The sequence below is a fragment of the Burkholderia sp. 22313 genome (assembly GCF_052045245.1).
In the GTDB taxonomy this organism is placed as follows: Bacteria; Pseudomonadota; Gammaproteobacteria; order Burkholderiales; family Burkholderiaceae; genus Burkholderia.
Window position 1 is genome coordinate 96,515 of sequence record NZ_JBQEON010000026.1, and the last position, 15,016, is coordinate 111,530.

The 15,016-nt window shown below is 63.3% G+C and carries 12 protein-coding genes and 1 pseudogene; 9 read left to right on the plus strand and 4 right to left on the minus strand.

Annotation, left to right across the window (positions count from 1 at the left end):
- Positions 1–64 precede the first annotated feature (64 nt).
- Entirely contained in the window at positions 65–1,381 is a 1,317-nt protein-coding gene (locus ACTJKF_RS21330; RefSeq protein WP_440625834.1) for a replication initiation protein, read from the minus strand.
- Positions 1,382–3,956: 2,575 nt separating this feature from the next.
- Here ACTJKF_RS21330 and ACTJKF_RS21335 point away from each other — a divergent pair.
- Entirely contained in the window at positions 3,957–4,280 is a 324-nt protein-coding gene (locus tag ACTJKF_RS21335; protein ID WP_440625836.1) for a DUF4148 domain-containing protein, read from the plus strand.
- Between the two features lie 484 nt (positions 4,281–4,764).
- Here the strand turns inward: ACTJKF_RS21335 and gcvA are convergent, their stop codons facing one another.
- The gene (gcvA, locus tag ACTJKF_RS21340) at positions 4,765–5,670 is read right to left on the minus strand and encodes a transcriptional regulator GcvA (protein WP_440625838.1); all 906 of its coding nucleotides are present in this window, start codon (positions 5,668–5,670) and stop codon (positions 4,765–4,767) included.
- A gap of 140 nt (positions 5,671–5,810) precedes the next feature.
- Between gcvA and ACTJKF_RS21345 the strand changes: the two genes are divergently transcribed.
- From ACTJKF_RS21345 to ACTJKF_RS21355, 3 genes are all read left to right on the plus strand, one after another.
- Positions 5,811–7,106 carry an adenylosuccinate synthase gene (locus tag ACTJKF_RS21345; protein WP_440625839.1) on the plus strand — a complete coding sequence of 432 codons (1,296 nt, stop codon included), beginning with the start codon at positions 5,811–5,813 and terminating at the stop codon, positions 7,104–7,106.
- 228 nt (positions 7,107–7,334) lie between these two features.
- On the plus strand, positions 7,335–8,276 hold the full coding sequence (locus tag ACTJKF_RS21350) for a LysR family transcriptional regulator (RefSeq protein ID WP_440625841.1): 942 nt from the start codon (positions 7,335–7,337) through the stop codon (positions 8,274–8,276).
- Between the two features lie 327 nt (positions 8,277–8,603).
- Positions 8,604–9,575 carry an aliphatic sulfonate ABC transporter substrate-binding protein gene (locus ACTJKF_RS21355; RefSeq protein WP_440625842.1) on the plus strand — a complete coding sequence of 324 codons (972 nt, stop codon included), beginning with the start codon at positions 8,604–8,606 and terminating at the stop codon, positions 9,573–9,575.
- Positions 9,576–9,683: 108 nt separating this feature from the next.
- Here ACTJKF_RS21355 and ACTJKF_RS21360 read toward each other — a convergent pair whose 3' ends face one another.
- Positions 9,684–10,391 (minus strand): dienelactone hydrolase family protein, encoded by a 708-nt coding sequence (locus tag ACTJKF_RS21360; protein ID WP_440625844.1) that lies wholly within the window; start codon positions 10,389–10,391, stop codon positions 9,684–9,686.
- Positions 10,392–10,702: 311 nt separating this feature from the next.
- Positions 10,703–11,014, minus strand: a complete 312-nt coding sequence (locus tag ACTJKF_RS21365) for a DUF4148 domain-containing protein (protein WP_440625846.1) — start codon at positions 11,012–11,014, stop codon at positions 10,703–10,705.
- A 396-nt stretch (positions 11,015–11,410) separates the two neighbouring features.
- Between ACTJKF_RS21365 and parS the strand changes: the two genes are divergently transcribed.
- The 5 genes and pseudogenes from parS (at position 11,411) to ACTJKF_RS21390 (ending at position 14,980) form a co-directional block, all read left to right on the plus strand.
- Positions 11,411–11,866, plus strand: coding sequence for a type II RES/Xre toxin-antitoxin system antitoxin (gene parS, locus ACTJKF_RS21370; protein WP_124497121.1), 456 nt, complete (start codon positions 11,411–11,413; stop codon positions 11,864–11,866).
- Positions 11,863–12,342 carry an RES family NAD+ phosphorylase gene (locus tag ACTJKF_RS21375; protein WP_440625849.1) on the plus strand — a complete coding sequence of 160 codons (480 nt, stop codon included), beginning with the start codon at positions 11,863–11,865 and terminating at the stop codon, positions 12,340–12,342. Before parS ends, ACTJKF_RS21375 begins: the two co-directional genes overlap by 4 nt.
- A gap of 20 nt (positions 12,343–12,362) precedes the next feature.
- Positions 12,363–12,737: pseudogene (locus ACTJKF_RS21380) on the plus strand (gamma-glutamyltransferase); the annotation flags it as partial.
- A 359-nt stretch (positions 12,738–13,096) separates the two neighbouring features.
- A complete protein-coding gene (locus tag ACTJKF_RS21385) occupies positions 13,097–13,642 on the plus strand; it encodes a hypothetical protein (protein ID WP_440625851.1) in 546 nt (181 codons plus the stop codon).
- Between the two features lie 115 nt (positions 13,643–13,757).
- A protein-coding gene (locus tag ACTJKF_RS21390) for an IS3 family transposase (RefSeq protein WP_440623306.1) occupies positions 13,758–14,980 on the plus strand; the annotation gives its coding sequence in 2 pieces (ribosomal slippage) (positions 13,758–14,123 and positions 14,126–14,980; 1,221 coding nt in all).
- Positions 14,981–15,016 lie beyond the last annotated feature (36 nt).

Genomic DNA, 15,016 nt, shown 5'->3' on the forward strand with positions numbered 1-15,016 from the left:
TCGCGCCGCGCAGCCGGATCAAATCCGGCGCCCGACGCATCTCGGGCTGCGAGGCCTTGATCAGTCAGCTCGTCGCGAGGTTGCTTTTCAGCAGGAATTCCAGCAAGTCGTCCGAGGTCGGTTCGCCCCAGGTATCGAGTGCCAGCCACCGGAAGAAACTGGTTTGCGCCAGCTTGCTCGCCTTCTTCTTCGGCGACAGCGTGAGATCCTTCGAACCGGCCACTGTCTCGTTGTAGCGCTCGATCAGCGTGGTCTGGTCGTCGATCTCCAGCTCGCGGAAATAGGCACCGGCTTCGTCGACCTTCGCCGCCAGGTATTTGTCGCGGATCTGTTCCTGCTTGCTCTGCGCGGATTCCTTCGCCGGCGCGGTGGTTTCGGTCCCTTGCCCGTCGGCCAGCGTATAGCCGTGCGTCAGCGCCTTGCGGAAATACGCGGCCACGTTGTCGACCGGCGCCGCGTTCTTCTTCGTAGTCCGATTGAGCGTATAGGCAATTGCCGCCTTGATGCGCTGCACGCCGTACTGCGTGATCAACCGGCGCGCTTCCGAACGCGGGATGCCGAACTTGGCAACCTCGTCGACCAGCGCTTCATTCTTGACGTCACCTTCCTCGACCGTATCGGCGCTCTGCTTGCGCGTCACCTTGAACTGAACGGCTTCCACGCTGCGCCCGGACTTGTGTTCGATCAGTTCGAGCGTATGGTCGGAAACTTCGTTCACCTCCTGAATGCACGGCACCAGGACCTTGCTCTTGAAGAGCTTGTACTCCTTGTACGACTGCGATGCCTTGTCCTGACCGAGAATGAGATCGCGGAATTTCGGCAGCGGAATCTTCGCCGTAATGCCGATCCCCTCGTAGCGCACCGTGTTTTCCCACAGGGCCAGCGAGTGCGAGCGCCGAAACTCGCGCGCGATCCGCATATCGATAAGCGCGTAAATCTCCGGATTGAGCAGCTCGCTGCGAATCTGGTCGGAGAAACTGTACTTCAGCACCGATTGCTCGAGCTCGGCGCCGGCGAGCAGGCCCGACGCCTTCCACACCGTCGAGCGGTCCGCGGCCAGGTAGTCCCAGTTGACGACAGTACTGATCAGCGAGTTGACCGTGTCCTTCACGTACTTCGTGTTGTTGCTGTTCAATCCGCTCTCGTGCGAGAGCGCCGCGATCGAGATCGAGAAACTCGTCCGGCCGGGCTCGAACGCCTCCTGACGAAGGGCGTTCTTGATCAGCGAGCTGAACATCTTGCGCTGCTGCAGACCGATCTTTCCGGACTTCGGAGCGATATGAATTGCCTGAACCGCCTTGCGCAGCAGATCGGGGGGCTCGGGCGTCTGAAATAGCGAAACCTGCTTGTCGGAGCCTTTGATTGCGGGCTTGCGCGGCATCGTGTTGTCCGGAGAAGGTGACCTTGGTGATGGCGGACTTTATACCTTTTCACGCCACCGGGCAACGCCTCTTTCTCCAGCATCACTTTCACTATCTCTGCTAACTCACTACAGAAAAAGGAAAATTTCCTTTTTCCATATTTTTACGGAGCCCCATATCCATATACCTTTCAGCCAAAAATAGCTCCCAGAACTCGCTACCTGTGCCGCCTTCCACCGGGATCCGGCACGGGACTTGCCCTACTGAAGGTACCCATTCATGGGAAGCAATCCACCGAAACAGGATTCATGAGCCCGATTCGTGGTGCCATGCAACATGATCGGCTTTGTTCCCCATAACGCACTACCTTTCAAGCTTCCCATGGAAGGGTACCTGTCGAGATCGGGCAGCATCGCATTTTGTCGTTACGCCCACCCAAACGCTCAAAATCTCCCCCATGGATGGCTACCTGGAGATTCCCCCACAGGTGGTAACCTGTGCGCCGCCCTGATCCTGTTTATGGGAGCCCGCATCTCAAGGGCCGATCAAAACGAGATCACAGCGTCTGCGCAGACACCCATAAACGGCTACCTGAGATCCATCCCATAACCGGCAACCACACATAAAATGCCGTGAGGAGGACCACGGACGAACCGCCAGGAGCGCCCCATAAATGGCTACCAGCGTATTCCCCCATAGAGGGCTACCTGAGGCATTTTTGGGCGGAAATCCCATAACAGGCTACGCGTACCCCATATCCACAACCCCTGTTTCCCACAACGCGGTACCCGATTCCCCAAATCCACAGACCTGAAACCCCATACTCTTCCGCCTGTGCCCCCATAAATGGGTACCGAACACCCGTCAAACCCTTGCCAGACAAGGCTGTGGGCCGTCTAAAAGTAGTTAAAGAAGTAAACGTTGTTTACCAAAGATGTAAACACACGTGTGCCTGTGCAGAAAAACAACCCCCATAAACCGCTACCAAAGCGAACCTCCTGTGCCCAACACCCACAGCAATTCCAGCCTGCAGCCTGTGGAACTCCCGAGAATCCCCTTGTTCTGCAAGCCCCCCAGGCCTGACAAGGCTTCCCACGGAGGTGAGTACATACTCACAAACGCCCAAACGTAGAAACTTATGGGAAGAAATCCTCGTTTTCAGGTTATAGGTTCCCACTTATGGGACCCGAAAACGTCCACAGCGACCTATGTCCAGCACGGGATTACTCGTAGGCGCCAGTCACCGAAGCCGGTACGGGAATATCGTCGCATTCCCTCCCGGCAGTAAGAAATCGCCAAAATCCATCCACAAGCGGATTTTTTGGCGTCTGCGCTGCCGCTTCCATGGATAAGTCTTCGGCGATCGCATGTCGGACCATTCGGCACCTCCCAGTCTGTAGTCTGTGCGCAGACGAAATTGCCTGACGAAAGCTTCGCTCGGTTGAGCGCACAGTTTTCTACCTTTGGATCGGTGCCGAAATCGGTACGTGGTGGGATTGGCAGGACTCGAATTGAACTCCTGTGCAGGGGGGCGACGATGGTCGTGGGCAGTTCGGTCACGACAACCGGACCGGACCATGGTCCGGAACGTGAGGCTCGCACCGCGAATCGCGCTCACCCTCATCGAACCCGTACCCGGATCCCGAATATCCTCACCTGCCGAAATTGTCGAGTCCTGTAAAAGCTCACCAGTGGAGCGGCCGCGCAGATTGGCAACTCGCATGCGGAATACGCCCACGGCGGATGCAGTCACGGGATGGAAACGCTGTGACGCACGGGCGACGCCCGACATGCGCGCACTCCTGCCGCACAGGTTCAAGACTCTTCGCTGTATCGACACAACGGCGAACCTCGCGCATCAATCGGTCAGATGTAACGCCTCACCCGATGCCGGTGCGCAATCGTGAACGAATGCCGATCGGAACGTTCACTTTATCCAGCGATGTCATCTCTGAACACACACGTGATATCCCGCAAGCGGCACCGAAAAAGCGCTGAAAGGTAACCAGGCACGCAGCGATCGGGTACCCGATCGTTCGCGCGGCATCAGGTCGACGAGCCGGCGATCAGGTCGCGCTCGACACAGAATGAATCGTGGTCGTTTATGGGACGAATCGGCGTTCACGCAGCGGCAAGGAACGACATCGCACACAGGTCCGCGACTGCGTTGACGACCGCGCGCATGAAGCGCCGATTACGTGGCGCGAGCGGAAAATTCCAGGGGTGAAACAACCAGCATCGTCCCGGTGCGCGACGTGCCGAAGCGGATCTCATCCTCATCGGCAATCGGCATTGCATTGACGTGACAAACCGGTGCGTCAAACGGTTGCCGCGATCGTGCACGCCGCGTCGTTGCCAAAGTGCTTGTATCGGCGCGGTCCCAGCGAAGCGAGGACCGGCGCTGGCGCTGGAACGCGTTGCAATAAGGCGTATCCCATACGTGTATCCCCAAGAATGTATGCACGATGGCTCCACATTGTTCACAACGCGGTTATGATGCAAAGGCCCTGTTCGCGACACGAAGACCGACCAGGGGCAGGGGCGGTATCTCTATGTACGTTCACTCCGTGACCAATCAGAAAAGAGAGCTCAGCGATGCGAATCCAGTTCAGAAAACTCACGCTGGCTGCTACGGCAGCCGCTTTCCTCTTCGGCTCGGCAGCTCCGGTGTTCGCGCAGACTGACGCCAGCGCACCGGCTGCATCTGCGGCACAGGATGCGAAGGCCGCGAAGCGTGAAGCACACAAGGCCGCACGAGCAAAACGCAAGGCCGAACACAAGGCGGCGCGCGCGAAGAACAACGCCGAACTGAAGAAACTCGAAGACGCTGGCTACAAGCCGGCGGCCAACGATCCGAACTACCCGCAGAACCTGCAGAACGCTCAGAAGAAGGCGGCCGCTGCTGGCGCAAGCCAATAAGTGTCCACCGCGCGATAAACCCGGGCCCCGAGCCAGGGTTTATCGTTTGTGCCGCGGAAATGCAGTGCGCATCCGCGGTACCATGCCGGCATCACGTTCACCCAAATTACTTAGGCATCCTTCTATCGAGGTTGATCTGGGCCACCTCTTCCTCGAAGCGCCTTTCCGATCTTTTAAAAATTTGATCGCCATGGATTCGCTTGCGCTGCGGATCATGAACGATCATCATTTGTATTCCTGAATGGTCGGCTGGCGCGGCCGGCCTTGTACTCGTCGCCAATGACGATGCAAGTCGCCATGCATTGAACCTTTCTGCTCTCAATAGACCAGATTGGTGTCGAGCATTCCCGATCTAAAAGGAATCCTGCGGAATCAGCCGAATCGCCGGATGAATCATGCGACGATAAGCGGTCGGACGCGGGCGTGCCGAGTCGGCCAACCGCAGCCGCACACCGAGCCAACGTACCAACGGCCGCCATCATGATCAGCGCCGCGCGTTCACCGCTGCCGCGCTCCCCGTCGTCTTCAGCCAGTCCTTGAATGCCCGCACGGCTTCGTCTTCCGCGCGCGCGGCCGCCACGTAAGTGAAATAGCGCCACGGCGGCAGTGCCGGCTCGCTGAACGGCTGCACCAGCCGGCCTTCGGCAATGTCGTCCGCAACGAGCGCGATCGGCCCCATCGCGACGCCGAGTCCGTCGAGCGCGCCTTGCAGCGTCAGATAGAAATGCTCGAGCGTGAGCGAGTGCCGCGGCACCAGATTCGCGTGCCCGGCCGCCGCGAGCCACTCGGGCCACATGCCGGGATAGGTCGCCGCATGCAGCAGCGTGAAGCCGGCGAGGTCGGCGGGTGTAAGCAACGGCCGGCTCTCGAGCAGCTTCGGCGCGCAGACGGGCAGCCGGACTTCGGACAGGAATTCCTCGGCGACGTAACCGTCGATTGCCTGCGGGCCGCCGCGGACGATCAGGTCGACCTTGTCGCGCAACTTCTCGATCGGCTCGTTCGACGTCGACAGCCGTACCTCGATGGCCGGATGCGCGACCTGGAACGACGACAGCTTCGGCACGAGCCAGCGCAGCGAAAACGTCGCGGGCGCACTGACGCGCAGTACGCGCTGCTGCCCCTGGCCGAAATGTTGCGCGGTGGCGAGCGCGATCCGGTCGAACGATGCGCCGACCTCGGCGAGGTACGCGCGGCCCGCTTCGGTCAGTTCGACCCGCCGGTTGTGTCGTTCGAACAGCGGTCGGCCAAGCCATGCCTCCAGTTGCTGGACATGCCGGCTGATCGCGCCATGGGTGACACACAGTTCGTCGGCGGCAAGCGTGAAACTGCCGAGCCGGGCCGCGGCTTCGAACGCTCGCAGCGAATTCAACGGAGGGAGTCGTCGGGCCATTCATCGTTTCGCGTGAGATTTATTCACGCGAATGCTCAGGTTTAATCGTTTGATCGGGCGATCATGCTCCGACAATATGGCACACAAACGGCCGAAGCGGCCGGACGATATGTCTGAATTTCTCACATGGAGTATCGAGCATGCCGAACGTGGTGGTGGTGGGCGCCCAATGGGGCGACGAAGGCAAGGGGCGCGTCGTGGACTGGCTGGCGGCGCAGGCCGATCTCGTCGCACGCTACAACGGCGGCCACAACGCCGGCCATACGCTGGTTGTCGACGGGAAGACGTACAAGCTCGCGCTGCTGCCGAGCGGCATCGTGCGCGGCAAGCGCGGCGTGATCGGCAACGGCGTGGCGCTCGATCCGGAGGCGCTGCTGGCCGAGATCGGGCGGATGGCCGAGCTCGGGCTGTCGGTGACGCCGGACAATCTGTCGATCGCGGAGAACGCAACGCTGGTCCTGCCGATTCACCGTGCGATCGACCAGGCCCAGGAGCGTCTGCGTCGCGAACCCATCGGCACCACGCTGCGCGGCATCGGGCCGGCCTACGAGGACAAGGTCGGCCGCCGCGGGCTGCGGGTCGCCGATCTGGCGGAACCGGGCCGGCTTGCCGACAAGCTCGACGTGCTGGTCGATCACCATAACGCGTGGTTTCGCGGGCTGGGGCTCGAGCCATGCTCGCGCGACGCGATGCTCGCAACGCTGACCGACATCGCGCCGAAGATCCTGCCGTTCGTGCGTCCCGTGTGGGCTGATCTCAACGACGCGACCGACCGCGGCGAGCGCATCCTGTTCGAGGGCTCGCAGGCCGTGATGCTCGACATCGACTGGGGCACCTATCCGTTCGTGACGTCGTCGGGCACCGTCGCGTCGGCCGCCGCGGCCGGCACGGGTCTTGGCGCGTCGAAGCTCGGTCACGTACTGGGCGTGACCAAGGCGTACGCGACGCGTGTCGGCGGCGGCCCGTTCCTGACCGAGCTGACCGACGCAACCGGCGAAACGCTGCGCGCGCGCGGGCAGGAATTCGGCGTCAACACGGGCCGGCCGCGCCGCTGCGGATGGCTCGATGGCGCGCAATTGCGGCAGGCCGTACGGATTTCGGGTATCGATTCGCTCGCGCTCACCAAGCTCGACGTGCTCGACGGCTTCGAGGCGATCGAGCTGTGCGTCGGCTATGAACTCGACGGCGCACGCGTCGATCATCTGCCCGCGAGCCTCGCTGCGCAGTCGCGCGCGATGCCTGTCTACGAACGATTCGCCGGGTGGGAGGGCACCGTGAAGGGCGTGCGCGAGCGGGCGGCGCTGCCGCGGGCTGCACAGGATTTCATCGCGCGCGTCGAAGCCATCGCGGGCGTGCCCGTGTCGATGATCACGACGGGCGCCGAGCGCGACGACACGATCGTGCTGAGCAACCCGTTCGACCCGGCCCGAGCGTGATGCGGCACGTGCAATGCGTGCCCGGCGATCCGTCGCCGCGCGGCCTGCACCGAGCCGGTGTCGGTCGTTGATCGACACGGGTTGCCGCGTGATCGACGGCCCGCCGCCGCGCACGGCAAGCTGGACACGTCCGCACCGCTGCGGTACTGTTCCGCACAATTCGCGCCAGGCCGGACCGTGCCGGGACGGGCGCCGCTGCGAAGCGATTTCAATCCCGGGGACATGTCGATGGACACGTTACAGATGATGCGCATTTTCGTGCGGGTCGCGGAGGAGGGCAGCTTCACGAGCGCGGCCCAGCGCCTGGACATCACCACCGCCTACGCATCGCGTTCGGTTGCGCAACTCGAAACGCATCTGCGCACGCGTCTGCTCAACCGGAGTACGCGCCGCATCGCATTGACCGATGCCGGGCAGCGCTATCTGGACCGGTGCCAGCGCATCCTCGGCTATATCGACGAAGCGGAGGCCGAGGCGGCGGACGCGCAGGCGAAGCCGTCCGGGCGCCTGCATGTCCACGCGACGACCAGTTTCGGCCAGGCGTATCTGGTGCCCGCGGTCGTGCGTTACCGGGAACGGTATCCGTCCGTGGCGGTCGAGCTCACGCTGTCGCAACACGTGCCCGACATCATCGACGAAGGCTACGACGTGTCGCTGCAATTGAGCACGACGGAGCTGCCCGATTCGGGGCTGGTATCGCAGCGGCTCGGCGACGTGCACAGCGTGCTATGCGCGTCACCCGCGTATCTGAAGGAGCGCGGCACGCCACGCACCGTGCGCGATCTCGAAGCGCATTCGTGCCTGCAGATCGTCACGCCGATCTTTCCGCGCGATCGCTGGCATCTCGACGGCCCCGCCGGCCGCGAGACATTCGAACTGCCGCTGCCGGATTTCCAGGTGAACATCGCCGACGCGCTGGGCGCCGCGCTGCGCGCGGGTCTCGGGATCGGCTCATTGCCGATGTCGACCGCGGTGCCCGCACTGGCGAGCGGTGCACTGGTGCGCGTGTTGCCCGAGTACCGGTTGCAGAAGCTGACGGTCTACACGCTGTACGCATCGCGCCAGTACCTCGATGCGAAGATCCGGACATTCATCGATTTCCTGCGGGAATGCGTGCCTGAAATGCTGTCCGCGGACGAGGCGGCGCTGCGTGGCTCCTGCGAGTCCTGAACGAAGGTGGCCGGCGTGTGCCGGGTCGAGCGACGCGGCACCGGCTACGTAGTCGACGAATCGACATTCGGCTGTGCCAGATACTTCGCATACCGAAGTTGATGGCAGGGACGGCGGCATGCGGCGTCTCCGATCGGCTGCATCGCTCGATGCTTGCCGTTATGAAAACCCCTGCTTTCGATATCGAGCATCGTTGGTTCGGCGCGAAGCGACGAACTCATAGAATCGGTTCGACTCGCGCTGGCGCATCGACGCGACAGCTTTTTGTCGTGAACCGGACGCGCGCGACCCGCTTCTCCGCTTTCTTCCCATCGAACCCAGGACATCATGGCAGACCGACTATCCAGATCCCGCCGCCGGCTCATCCAGGCCGGTCTGGCGATCGCGGCGGGCGCTGCCGCCCAGCCGCGCTTCGCGCTTGCCGATGCCGCCGGCACGCGCACGTTGCGCATCGGCTATCAGAAGGGGCCGCTCAGCCTGCTGAAGGCGCGCGGCACGCTGCAGGGCAAGCTCGCGGCGCTCGGCGTGAACGTCACATGGACCGAGTTCCCGTCGGGGCCGCCGCAGCTCGAAGCGCTCAACGCGGGATCGATCGATTTCGGCGATGTCGGCGAGGCACCGCCGATCTTCGCGCTCGCGGCCGGCGCGCCGCTCGTCTATTACGCGCAGACGCCGGCGGGACCCGCGACCGAGGCCGTGGTCGTCGCGAAGGATTCGCCGGTCAGGACCTTCGCGGATCTGCGCGGCAAGCGCATCGCGCTGGTGAAGGGATCGAACACGCACTTCCTGCTGGTGCGCTTGCTGCAGGCGGCGAAGCTTGGCTACGCGGACGTCAAGCCGGTCTGGCTGGCGCCGTCCGATGCGCGCGCTGCGTTCGAGAACCGCTCGGTCGACGCGTGGATCATCTGGGATCCGTATCTTGCGGTTGTCCAGCAGACCTTGGGTGCACGCATCGTCGCGGATGGCACGGGGCTCGTCGAGAACCGCAGTTACTATTTTGCGTCGCGTACCTACGCGCAGCGCAACGCCGATGTGCTGGGCGTGGCCGTGGTCGAGTTGACGGCGATCCAGCGATGGCTCGATGCGAATCGCGCGCAGGGCGCGGCCGAGTTCTCGAAGCTGTGGGGCATTCCCGAGTCGGCCGTGGCGCTCGCATTCCGTCGCGCGCGCTTCGGTGTCGAGCCCGTGACGCGCGAGACGCTCGCGTACCAGCAGCGCATCGCGGACGTGTTCTATCAGGCGGGCATCCTGCCGAAGCGCGTCGACGTCAGCCAGGCAGCGCCGCCGACGCTCGCGTAACGCATTCATCGCCGCAAACGACAACGCCACGGATGGAAGTCCGTGGCGTTTTGCTTGACGTGCATCGCTGCACGGCAGCGGGGCGGGCCTGCTGCTGCGTTGCTGCTGCTACTTGTTCCAGAGCGTGCGCCCGAGGAACGTGAGCGTGCGATCCCACGCGAGCTGCGACCACACCGGATCGAACTGCGTGCCGCCGATACGGCCCGGGCCGACGGCCGTTTCATTCGCGAACGCGTGATGCGCGAGATAGCGGTGGAATTCGACGTCGACCTTCGCATCGGCCAGCTTCTTCTCCAGCGCATCGACCTGGTCGATCGCGAAGAACGCATCTTGCGTAGCCCAGTGCCCCATCAGCGGCACCTTGAGCTTCGACGGATCGAGGTAGTCGAGCGGCGGGAAGCCGTACCATGTGACGCCGGCGTCCGCTTCGGCGAACTGCAGCGACAGTAGCGTGAGTGCGCCACCCATGCAGAAGCCGGTGACCGCCACGCGCGACGCGCGCGTCTTCAGGTATTGGACTGCGCCCGGAATGTCCTGCGACGCGGCGTCGCCGAAATCGAGGCCGGTCATCAGATGGTGTGCTTCTTCCTCCTCGACCGTCGACTTGCCGCGATACAGGTCGGGCACGAGCGCGAAGTAGCCGCAGCGCGCGAGGCGATCGGCGACGCCGCGGATCTGGTCATTCAGGCCCCACCACTCCTGGATGACGACCACCGCGGGTGCGCCTTCGGTCTGTTCCGGCGTCGCGAGGTAGCCCTGCAGTTCCTGGCCGTCCGGGCGGCGAAACGCGATCATGGAACCGGATGTTTGAGACATGAAACCGCTCCTTTTCGAAAAATGCGATGAGTGCGGCATCGGATCGGCCAGCGAGTGCGGTATGCCCGGTGACTCGAGGTTTCGCTCGCGTTCGCTTCGGCCGGCGCCGACCACGCGGCCATTCTATGCGCAAACGCCGGCGATCAGCGTGAACCGGGCGGTGCGACGCCCGATCCGCGCGTTCTCGCATCGATCGTGCTTCGCGCAGCGCGCATGTCAGGTGCCGAAAATGCCACACCCCGCCCCGATGAACGGGAGCGGGGTGTGTCGTCGGCAGCGGACGTATCGCAGTACGCCGCGTGCGGTCGGTCTTACTGACCGAAATAGACCGAGTCGCGAGCGTCCTGCTTGACCGCGATCGCGCGGCCGGCACGCACGCCGGCGGCCGCTTGAGCACCGTAGCCGGTTTCGTCGCTGTTCGTCACGCGTGCCTGCGCGGTTTGCAGCGCGTTCGGATAGTGGGCGTCGGCGAGTTCCGGCTTGTAGCCAGCCTGTTCGAGCTGGACGAGTTCCGCGCGGACCTGGGCGCGTGTCAACTGGCCCGACGCGTTCGACTGGGCGAATGCGCCAACGGATGCGGTAAGGGCGGTGGCAGCGGCGATTGCGTAGATGAACGACTTCATGGTGACCTCCGGTTTTTCGTAGATGTCGCGCTTCGCTTGTTGCGTTGAGCGGTTGATTGCATCGTAGCGATAGCGATACCGGTCGGAAATACGCGTTCCAGCGAATAATTATTGCAACTGGGTAAACGATTCGGCGGCAAAGCGGATTTTGTCTGATGATTGTTGGCGTGCCTGACGGTAGTGAGGATGCCGATGCCGGTGCGCAGCTCGCCACCAGAAGTTGTTACGTGACAAGCGTGTGACTGCGCGTCACTCCGACACCGCATGATGAGGCGGCGGTGCATGCAAGGTCCGCTACGCCAGCCGGAACGCGGCGCCATCGAAATGCCGACGACCGAACCTGCTCCGGTTCGGCAAAACGCCTATAATGATTGGGCAAATTGCCGGAGAAGAGCCATGAGCACGATCGCGTTCCACCCTTCGGGCGTCGCACACCCGCGCCAGGCAGAATTCACGATACTCGAGCAGTTGCTCGCGATTCGCGTGCGCTCGGGTGCCGATCTTGCCGAACTGGCGAGCGCGCGCGTCGACGTCGCGGTCATCGACCGGCTGTCGGAGCGCGGTCTGAAGTCGGACGAACTCGCTTTCATCATCCCGCGGCGCACGCTGAGCCATCGCCGCCAGGCGCACGAGCGGCTGTCGCCGGAGGAGTCCGACAAGGCGATCCGGCTCGCGCGCATCGTCGCGCAGGCGACGGCCACCTTCGGCGACCAGGACAAGGCGATGGCGTGGTTGCGCAACGGGCTCCAGCGCTTCGGCGGCCGCACGTCGCTCGACATGTCGAGCACCGAGCACGGCGCACGACTCGTCGAGGAGGTTCTCACGCAGATCGACGAGGGGTACTTCGCTTGACGACGCTGTGGCGGATCAGCAATTACGCGGATCTGAAAGGCATCGGCGGATTGCGGGCCGGCGGGCGCTGGCATTTTGCCGGGCAGCCCGTCGTGTACCTCGCCGAGCATCCGGCGCTCGCGCTGCTCGAGACACTCGTTCACTTCGAACTCGCGACCGTCGCGCAATTGCCGAACGGATACCAGCTGCTTCGCGTCGAGGTGCCTGAGTCGGTCGACGTTGCCGAGATCGCGGAAGGCGATGCGCCGGCCGACTGGCGAGACAACGTCGACTGGACTCGCGGCGCCGGCACCGAGTGGCTGCACACGCAGCCGAGCGCCGTGTTGCGCGTACCGAGCGTCGTCGTGCCGCATGCGCATAACTTCCTGTTGAATCCGCTGCATCCCGCCGCGTCGGCAATCCGCATTGCCGAAGTCATGCAGTCGCCCTACGACAGCCGGATTCTGCGGCTGATCCAGTCGGACAAGCGCGAATAGGGTCTGTTGCGAATCATCGCATGCGCAAGACCGAGCAGCATTCGCGCACAGTGACGTTGCACACACAACGGCCGGTCGCATCGCACGATTCTTCGATTGCAAAAAAATCTGCGCACACGCTGACGCTGATGGCGCAGTCCGGCGCGAGCGCACTGTACACGGGGCAGATCGCACAGGACATCGTCGCGAAGATCACGACGACCAAAGGCGCCGACGGCTCGACGATCGCGCCGGGCAAGACGACCGTCGCCGATCTCGGCGCGTACCAGGCGAAGCGCCGCGAACCCGTGTGAACGACCTACCGCAGCTAGTGGTTATGCGGGATGCCGCCGCTGTCGCGCGGCGGCGGTACGATTCCGCAATACGTGGTCAAGACGCTCGTCGGCGTGCTCGACTGGGGGCTCGATGCGCAGCAGTCCGCGGCTCTGGTCGACTTCGGTGTGAGCAACAGCCCGACGATCAACGTCGGCGGCGAGCATCCGGACGTCGATGCGTCGAACAACGGCGTCCATGCGTCATACCGGGCGCGCCGGTGCATGCCACCGGGCGACGCCGATCACGAGTCGATCGCGATGATTGTCAAACAGTGTGAGTCAATCGTCAGCATTTGCAACCGAAGTAACAGTCCCCGCAATTCGATGGTTTTGGACGTTGGCGCCGCTACATTAGCTCCACCTGCCGCACGTCGCGGCAAGGCATGCGACAAGCCGCACGAAGGCGGCCCGCAGCAACAACGTCTTTGGGGAGAATGAACATGAACAAGATTCGTACGATTCTGCTTGGCGCCGCGCTGACGGCAATGGCATCGGCTGCTTTCGCACAAACGGCTCAGACGGGCGCGGACGGTTCCGCCGGCGTCGGCGCACACGTCCAGACGCCGCTGCTCGGCGGCGGCGTGGGCTTGCAGGCAGGTGCAGGCGCAGGCGCGAATGCCGCGGGCTCGGGTTCGGGCGCGGGCAACCTCGTCGGCGGCGCGCTGCACGGCGTCGGCAAGACGGTTGGCGGCGTCGGCTCGGCGGCTGGCAATGCGGTCGGCGGCGCGACGCAAGCGGTCGGTTCGGCTGCCGGTTCGGCCAAGGATGCCGCAGCATCGGCTGCGCATGCGACGAAGGCACACGTGAAGCATGTCGCATCGTCGGCAAAGAGCCACGCGCAAGGCGCGGTGTCGACGGCGGGTGACGTCGCAGGCGGCGCGAAGGCGAAGGCCGGCGAAGCGCTCGAGGGCGCGGCGAACTCGGTGCAGGGCGGTGCATCGGTCGGCGTGAAGGGTTCGGCGTCGGCACAAGGCGGCGCGCTGTAAGCGAGACGTTTCCAGCGAAAGCCCGGCCCGCTTCGATGCGGGCCGGGCTTTTTTGCTGTGTGTGACCCGTCCTAGAATAGGTTGACACTTTTTCGCCGAAGCGAAGAGGTGCCAAGTGGAGCAAGGGAACAAGCGGACGCAGCGGGACTACAGCCTGGCTTTTAAACTGTCGGTGGTGGCGCAGGTCGAAAAAGGCGAACTGACGTACAAAGAGGCGCAGCAGCGCTACGGCATCCAGGGACGCTCGACCGTACTGGTATGGTTACGTAAGCACGGCTTGCAGGATTGGGCCGATCCATCCGGCCGTGCGCGATCGGGTTGCACCATGCCAAAGCCAGACTCAAAGCCACTCACACCGGAGCAGCGCATCAAGGAGTTGGAGACGCAGTTGCGCGAGGCGCAGGAGAAAGCGGCGCTGTTCGAGGCCGTGCTCGACGTGATGCGCAAGGACTACGGGATCACCGTAAAAAAGCCTTCGGGCAGGTCGTTGCGCAAAAGCGGATCGAAAAGCTGAGCGTCGAGCGAGCCTGCCGCTACATGGGCATCAGTCGCCAAGCGTATTACAAGCGATGTCGCAGCGAGGCGCGCCGCTGCTCGCAAGCCGAGACCGTGACGGCATTGGTGCGCGACGTGCGACTGCGCCAGCCTAGGCTTGGGGCACGCAAACTGCATCACCTGCTTGGGCCGGCGTTGGTCGAGCGCGGCATCAAGCTGGGGCGAGATGGGCTGTTCGATGTGCTGCGCGCCGCGCGACTGCTGGTCGTGCCGCATCGGGCGTATCACAAGACAACGCAAAGCCACCATCACTTCCGGCGCCATCCGAATCTACTGAAACCCGGGCCGGATCAAATCGTGCCGAGCGGCCCCGAGCAGGTGTGGGTAGCCGACATCACGTACCTACCCACAGCGGGTCGGTTTGTGTATCTGAGCCTGGTCACGGATGCGTACTCGCGCAAGATCGTTGGACATCACGTTCACGACAGCCTGCAGACCGAACAGGTTAGCCAGGCGTTGAAGAAGGCGTTGCGCAGGCGCCAGAGCCGCCAGCCATTGATCCATCACTCCGATCGCGGGGTGCAGTACTGCTCGACCTACTATCAGGACATCCACCGGCGCCACGGCCTGCGCTGCTCGATGACGGACGGCTACGACTGCTATCAGAACGCGCTGGCCGAGCGAATCAACGGCATCCTTAAGGGCGAGTTCTTGTTGCAACGTCCCGCCGACCTTGCTCAGGCCGTCAAGATGGTCGAGCAGTCAGTGCGCATCTACAACCAGGAGCGGCCACATGCCGCCCTGAAATACAAAACGCCCGATGCGGTGCATCGGGCGTTTTAGCGCTTGGATACTGTCAACCTATTCCAGGACTTGACA

Excerpts from the sequence above, each read along its gene's own strand:
- ACTJKF_RS21330 (WP_440625834.1), bottom strand. The coding sequence starts at position 1,381 with ATGCCGCGCAAGCCCGCAATCAAAGGCTCCGACAAGCAGGTTTCGCTA.
- ACTJKF_RS21335 (WP_440625836.1), top strand. The coding sequence starts at position 3,957 with ATGCGAATCCAGTTCAGAAAACTCACGCTGGCTGCTACGGCAGCCGCT.
- gcvA (WP_440625838.1), bottom strand. The coding sequence starts at position 5,670 with ATGGCCCGACGACTCCCTCCGTTGAATTCGCTGCGAGCGTTCGAAGCC.
- ACTJKF_RS21345 (WP_440625839.1), top strand. The coding sequence starts at position 5,811 with ATGCCGAACGTGGTGGTGGTGGGCGCCCAATGGGGCGACGAAGGCAAG.
- ACTJKF_RS21350 (WP_440625841.1), top strand. The coding sequence starts at position 7,335 with ATGGACACGTTACAGATGATGCGCATTTTCGTGCGGGTCGCGGAGGAG.
- ACTJKF_RS21355 (WP_440625842.1), top strand. The coding sequence starts at position 8,604 with ATGGCAGACCGACTATCCAGATCCCGCCGCCGGCTCATCCAGGCCGGT.
- ACTJKF_RS21360 (WP_440625844.1), bottom strand. The coding sequence starts at position 10,391 with ATGTCTCAAACATCCGGTTCCATGATCGCGTTTCGCCGCCCGGACGGC.
- ACTJKF_RS21365 (WP_440625846.1), bottom strand. The coding sequence starts at position 11,014 with ATGAAGTCGTTCATCTACGCAATCGCCGCTGCCACCGCCCTTACCGCA.
- parS (WP_124497121.1), top strand. The coding sequence starts at position 11,411 with ATGAGCACGATCGCGTTCCACCCTTCGGGCGTCGCACACCCGCGCCAG.
- ACTJKF_RS21385 (WP_440625851.1), top strand. The coding sequence starts at position 13,097 with ATGAACAAGATTCGTACGATTCTGCTTGGCGCCGCGCTGACGGCAATG.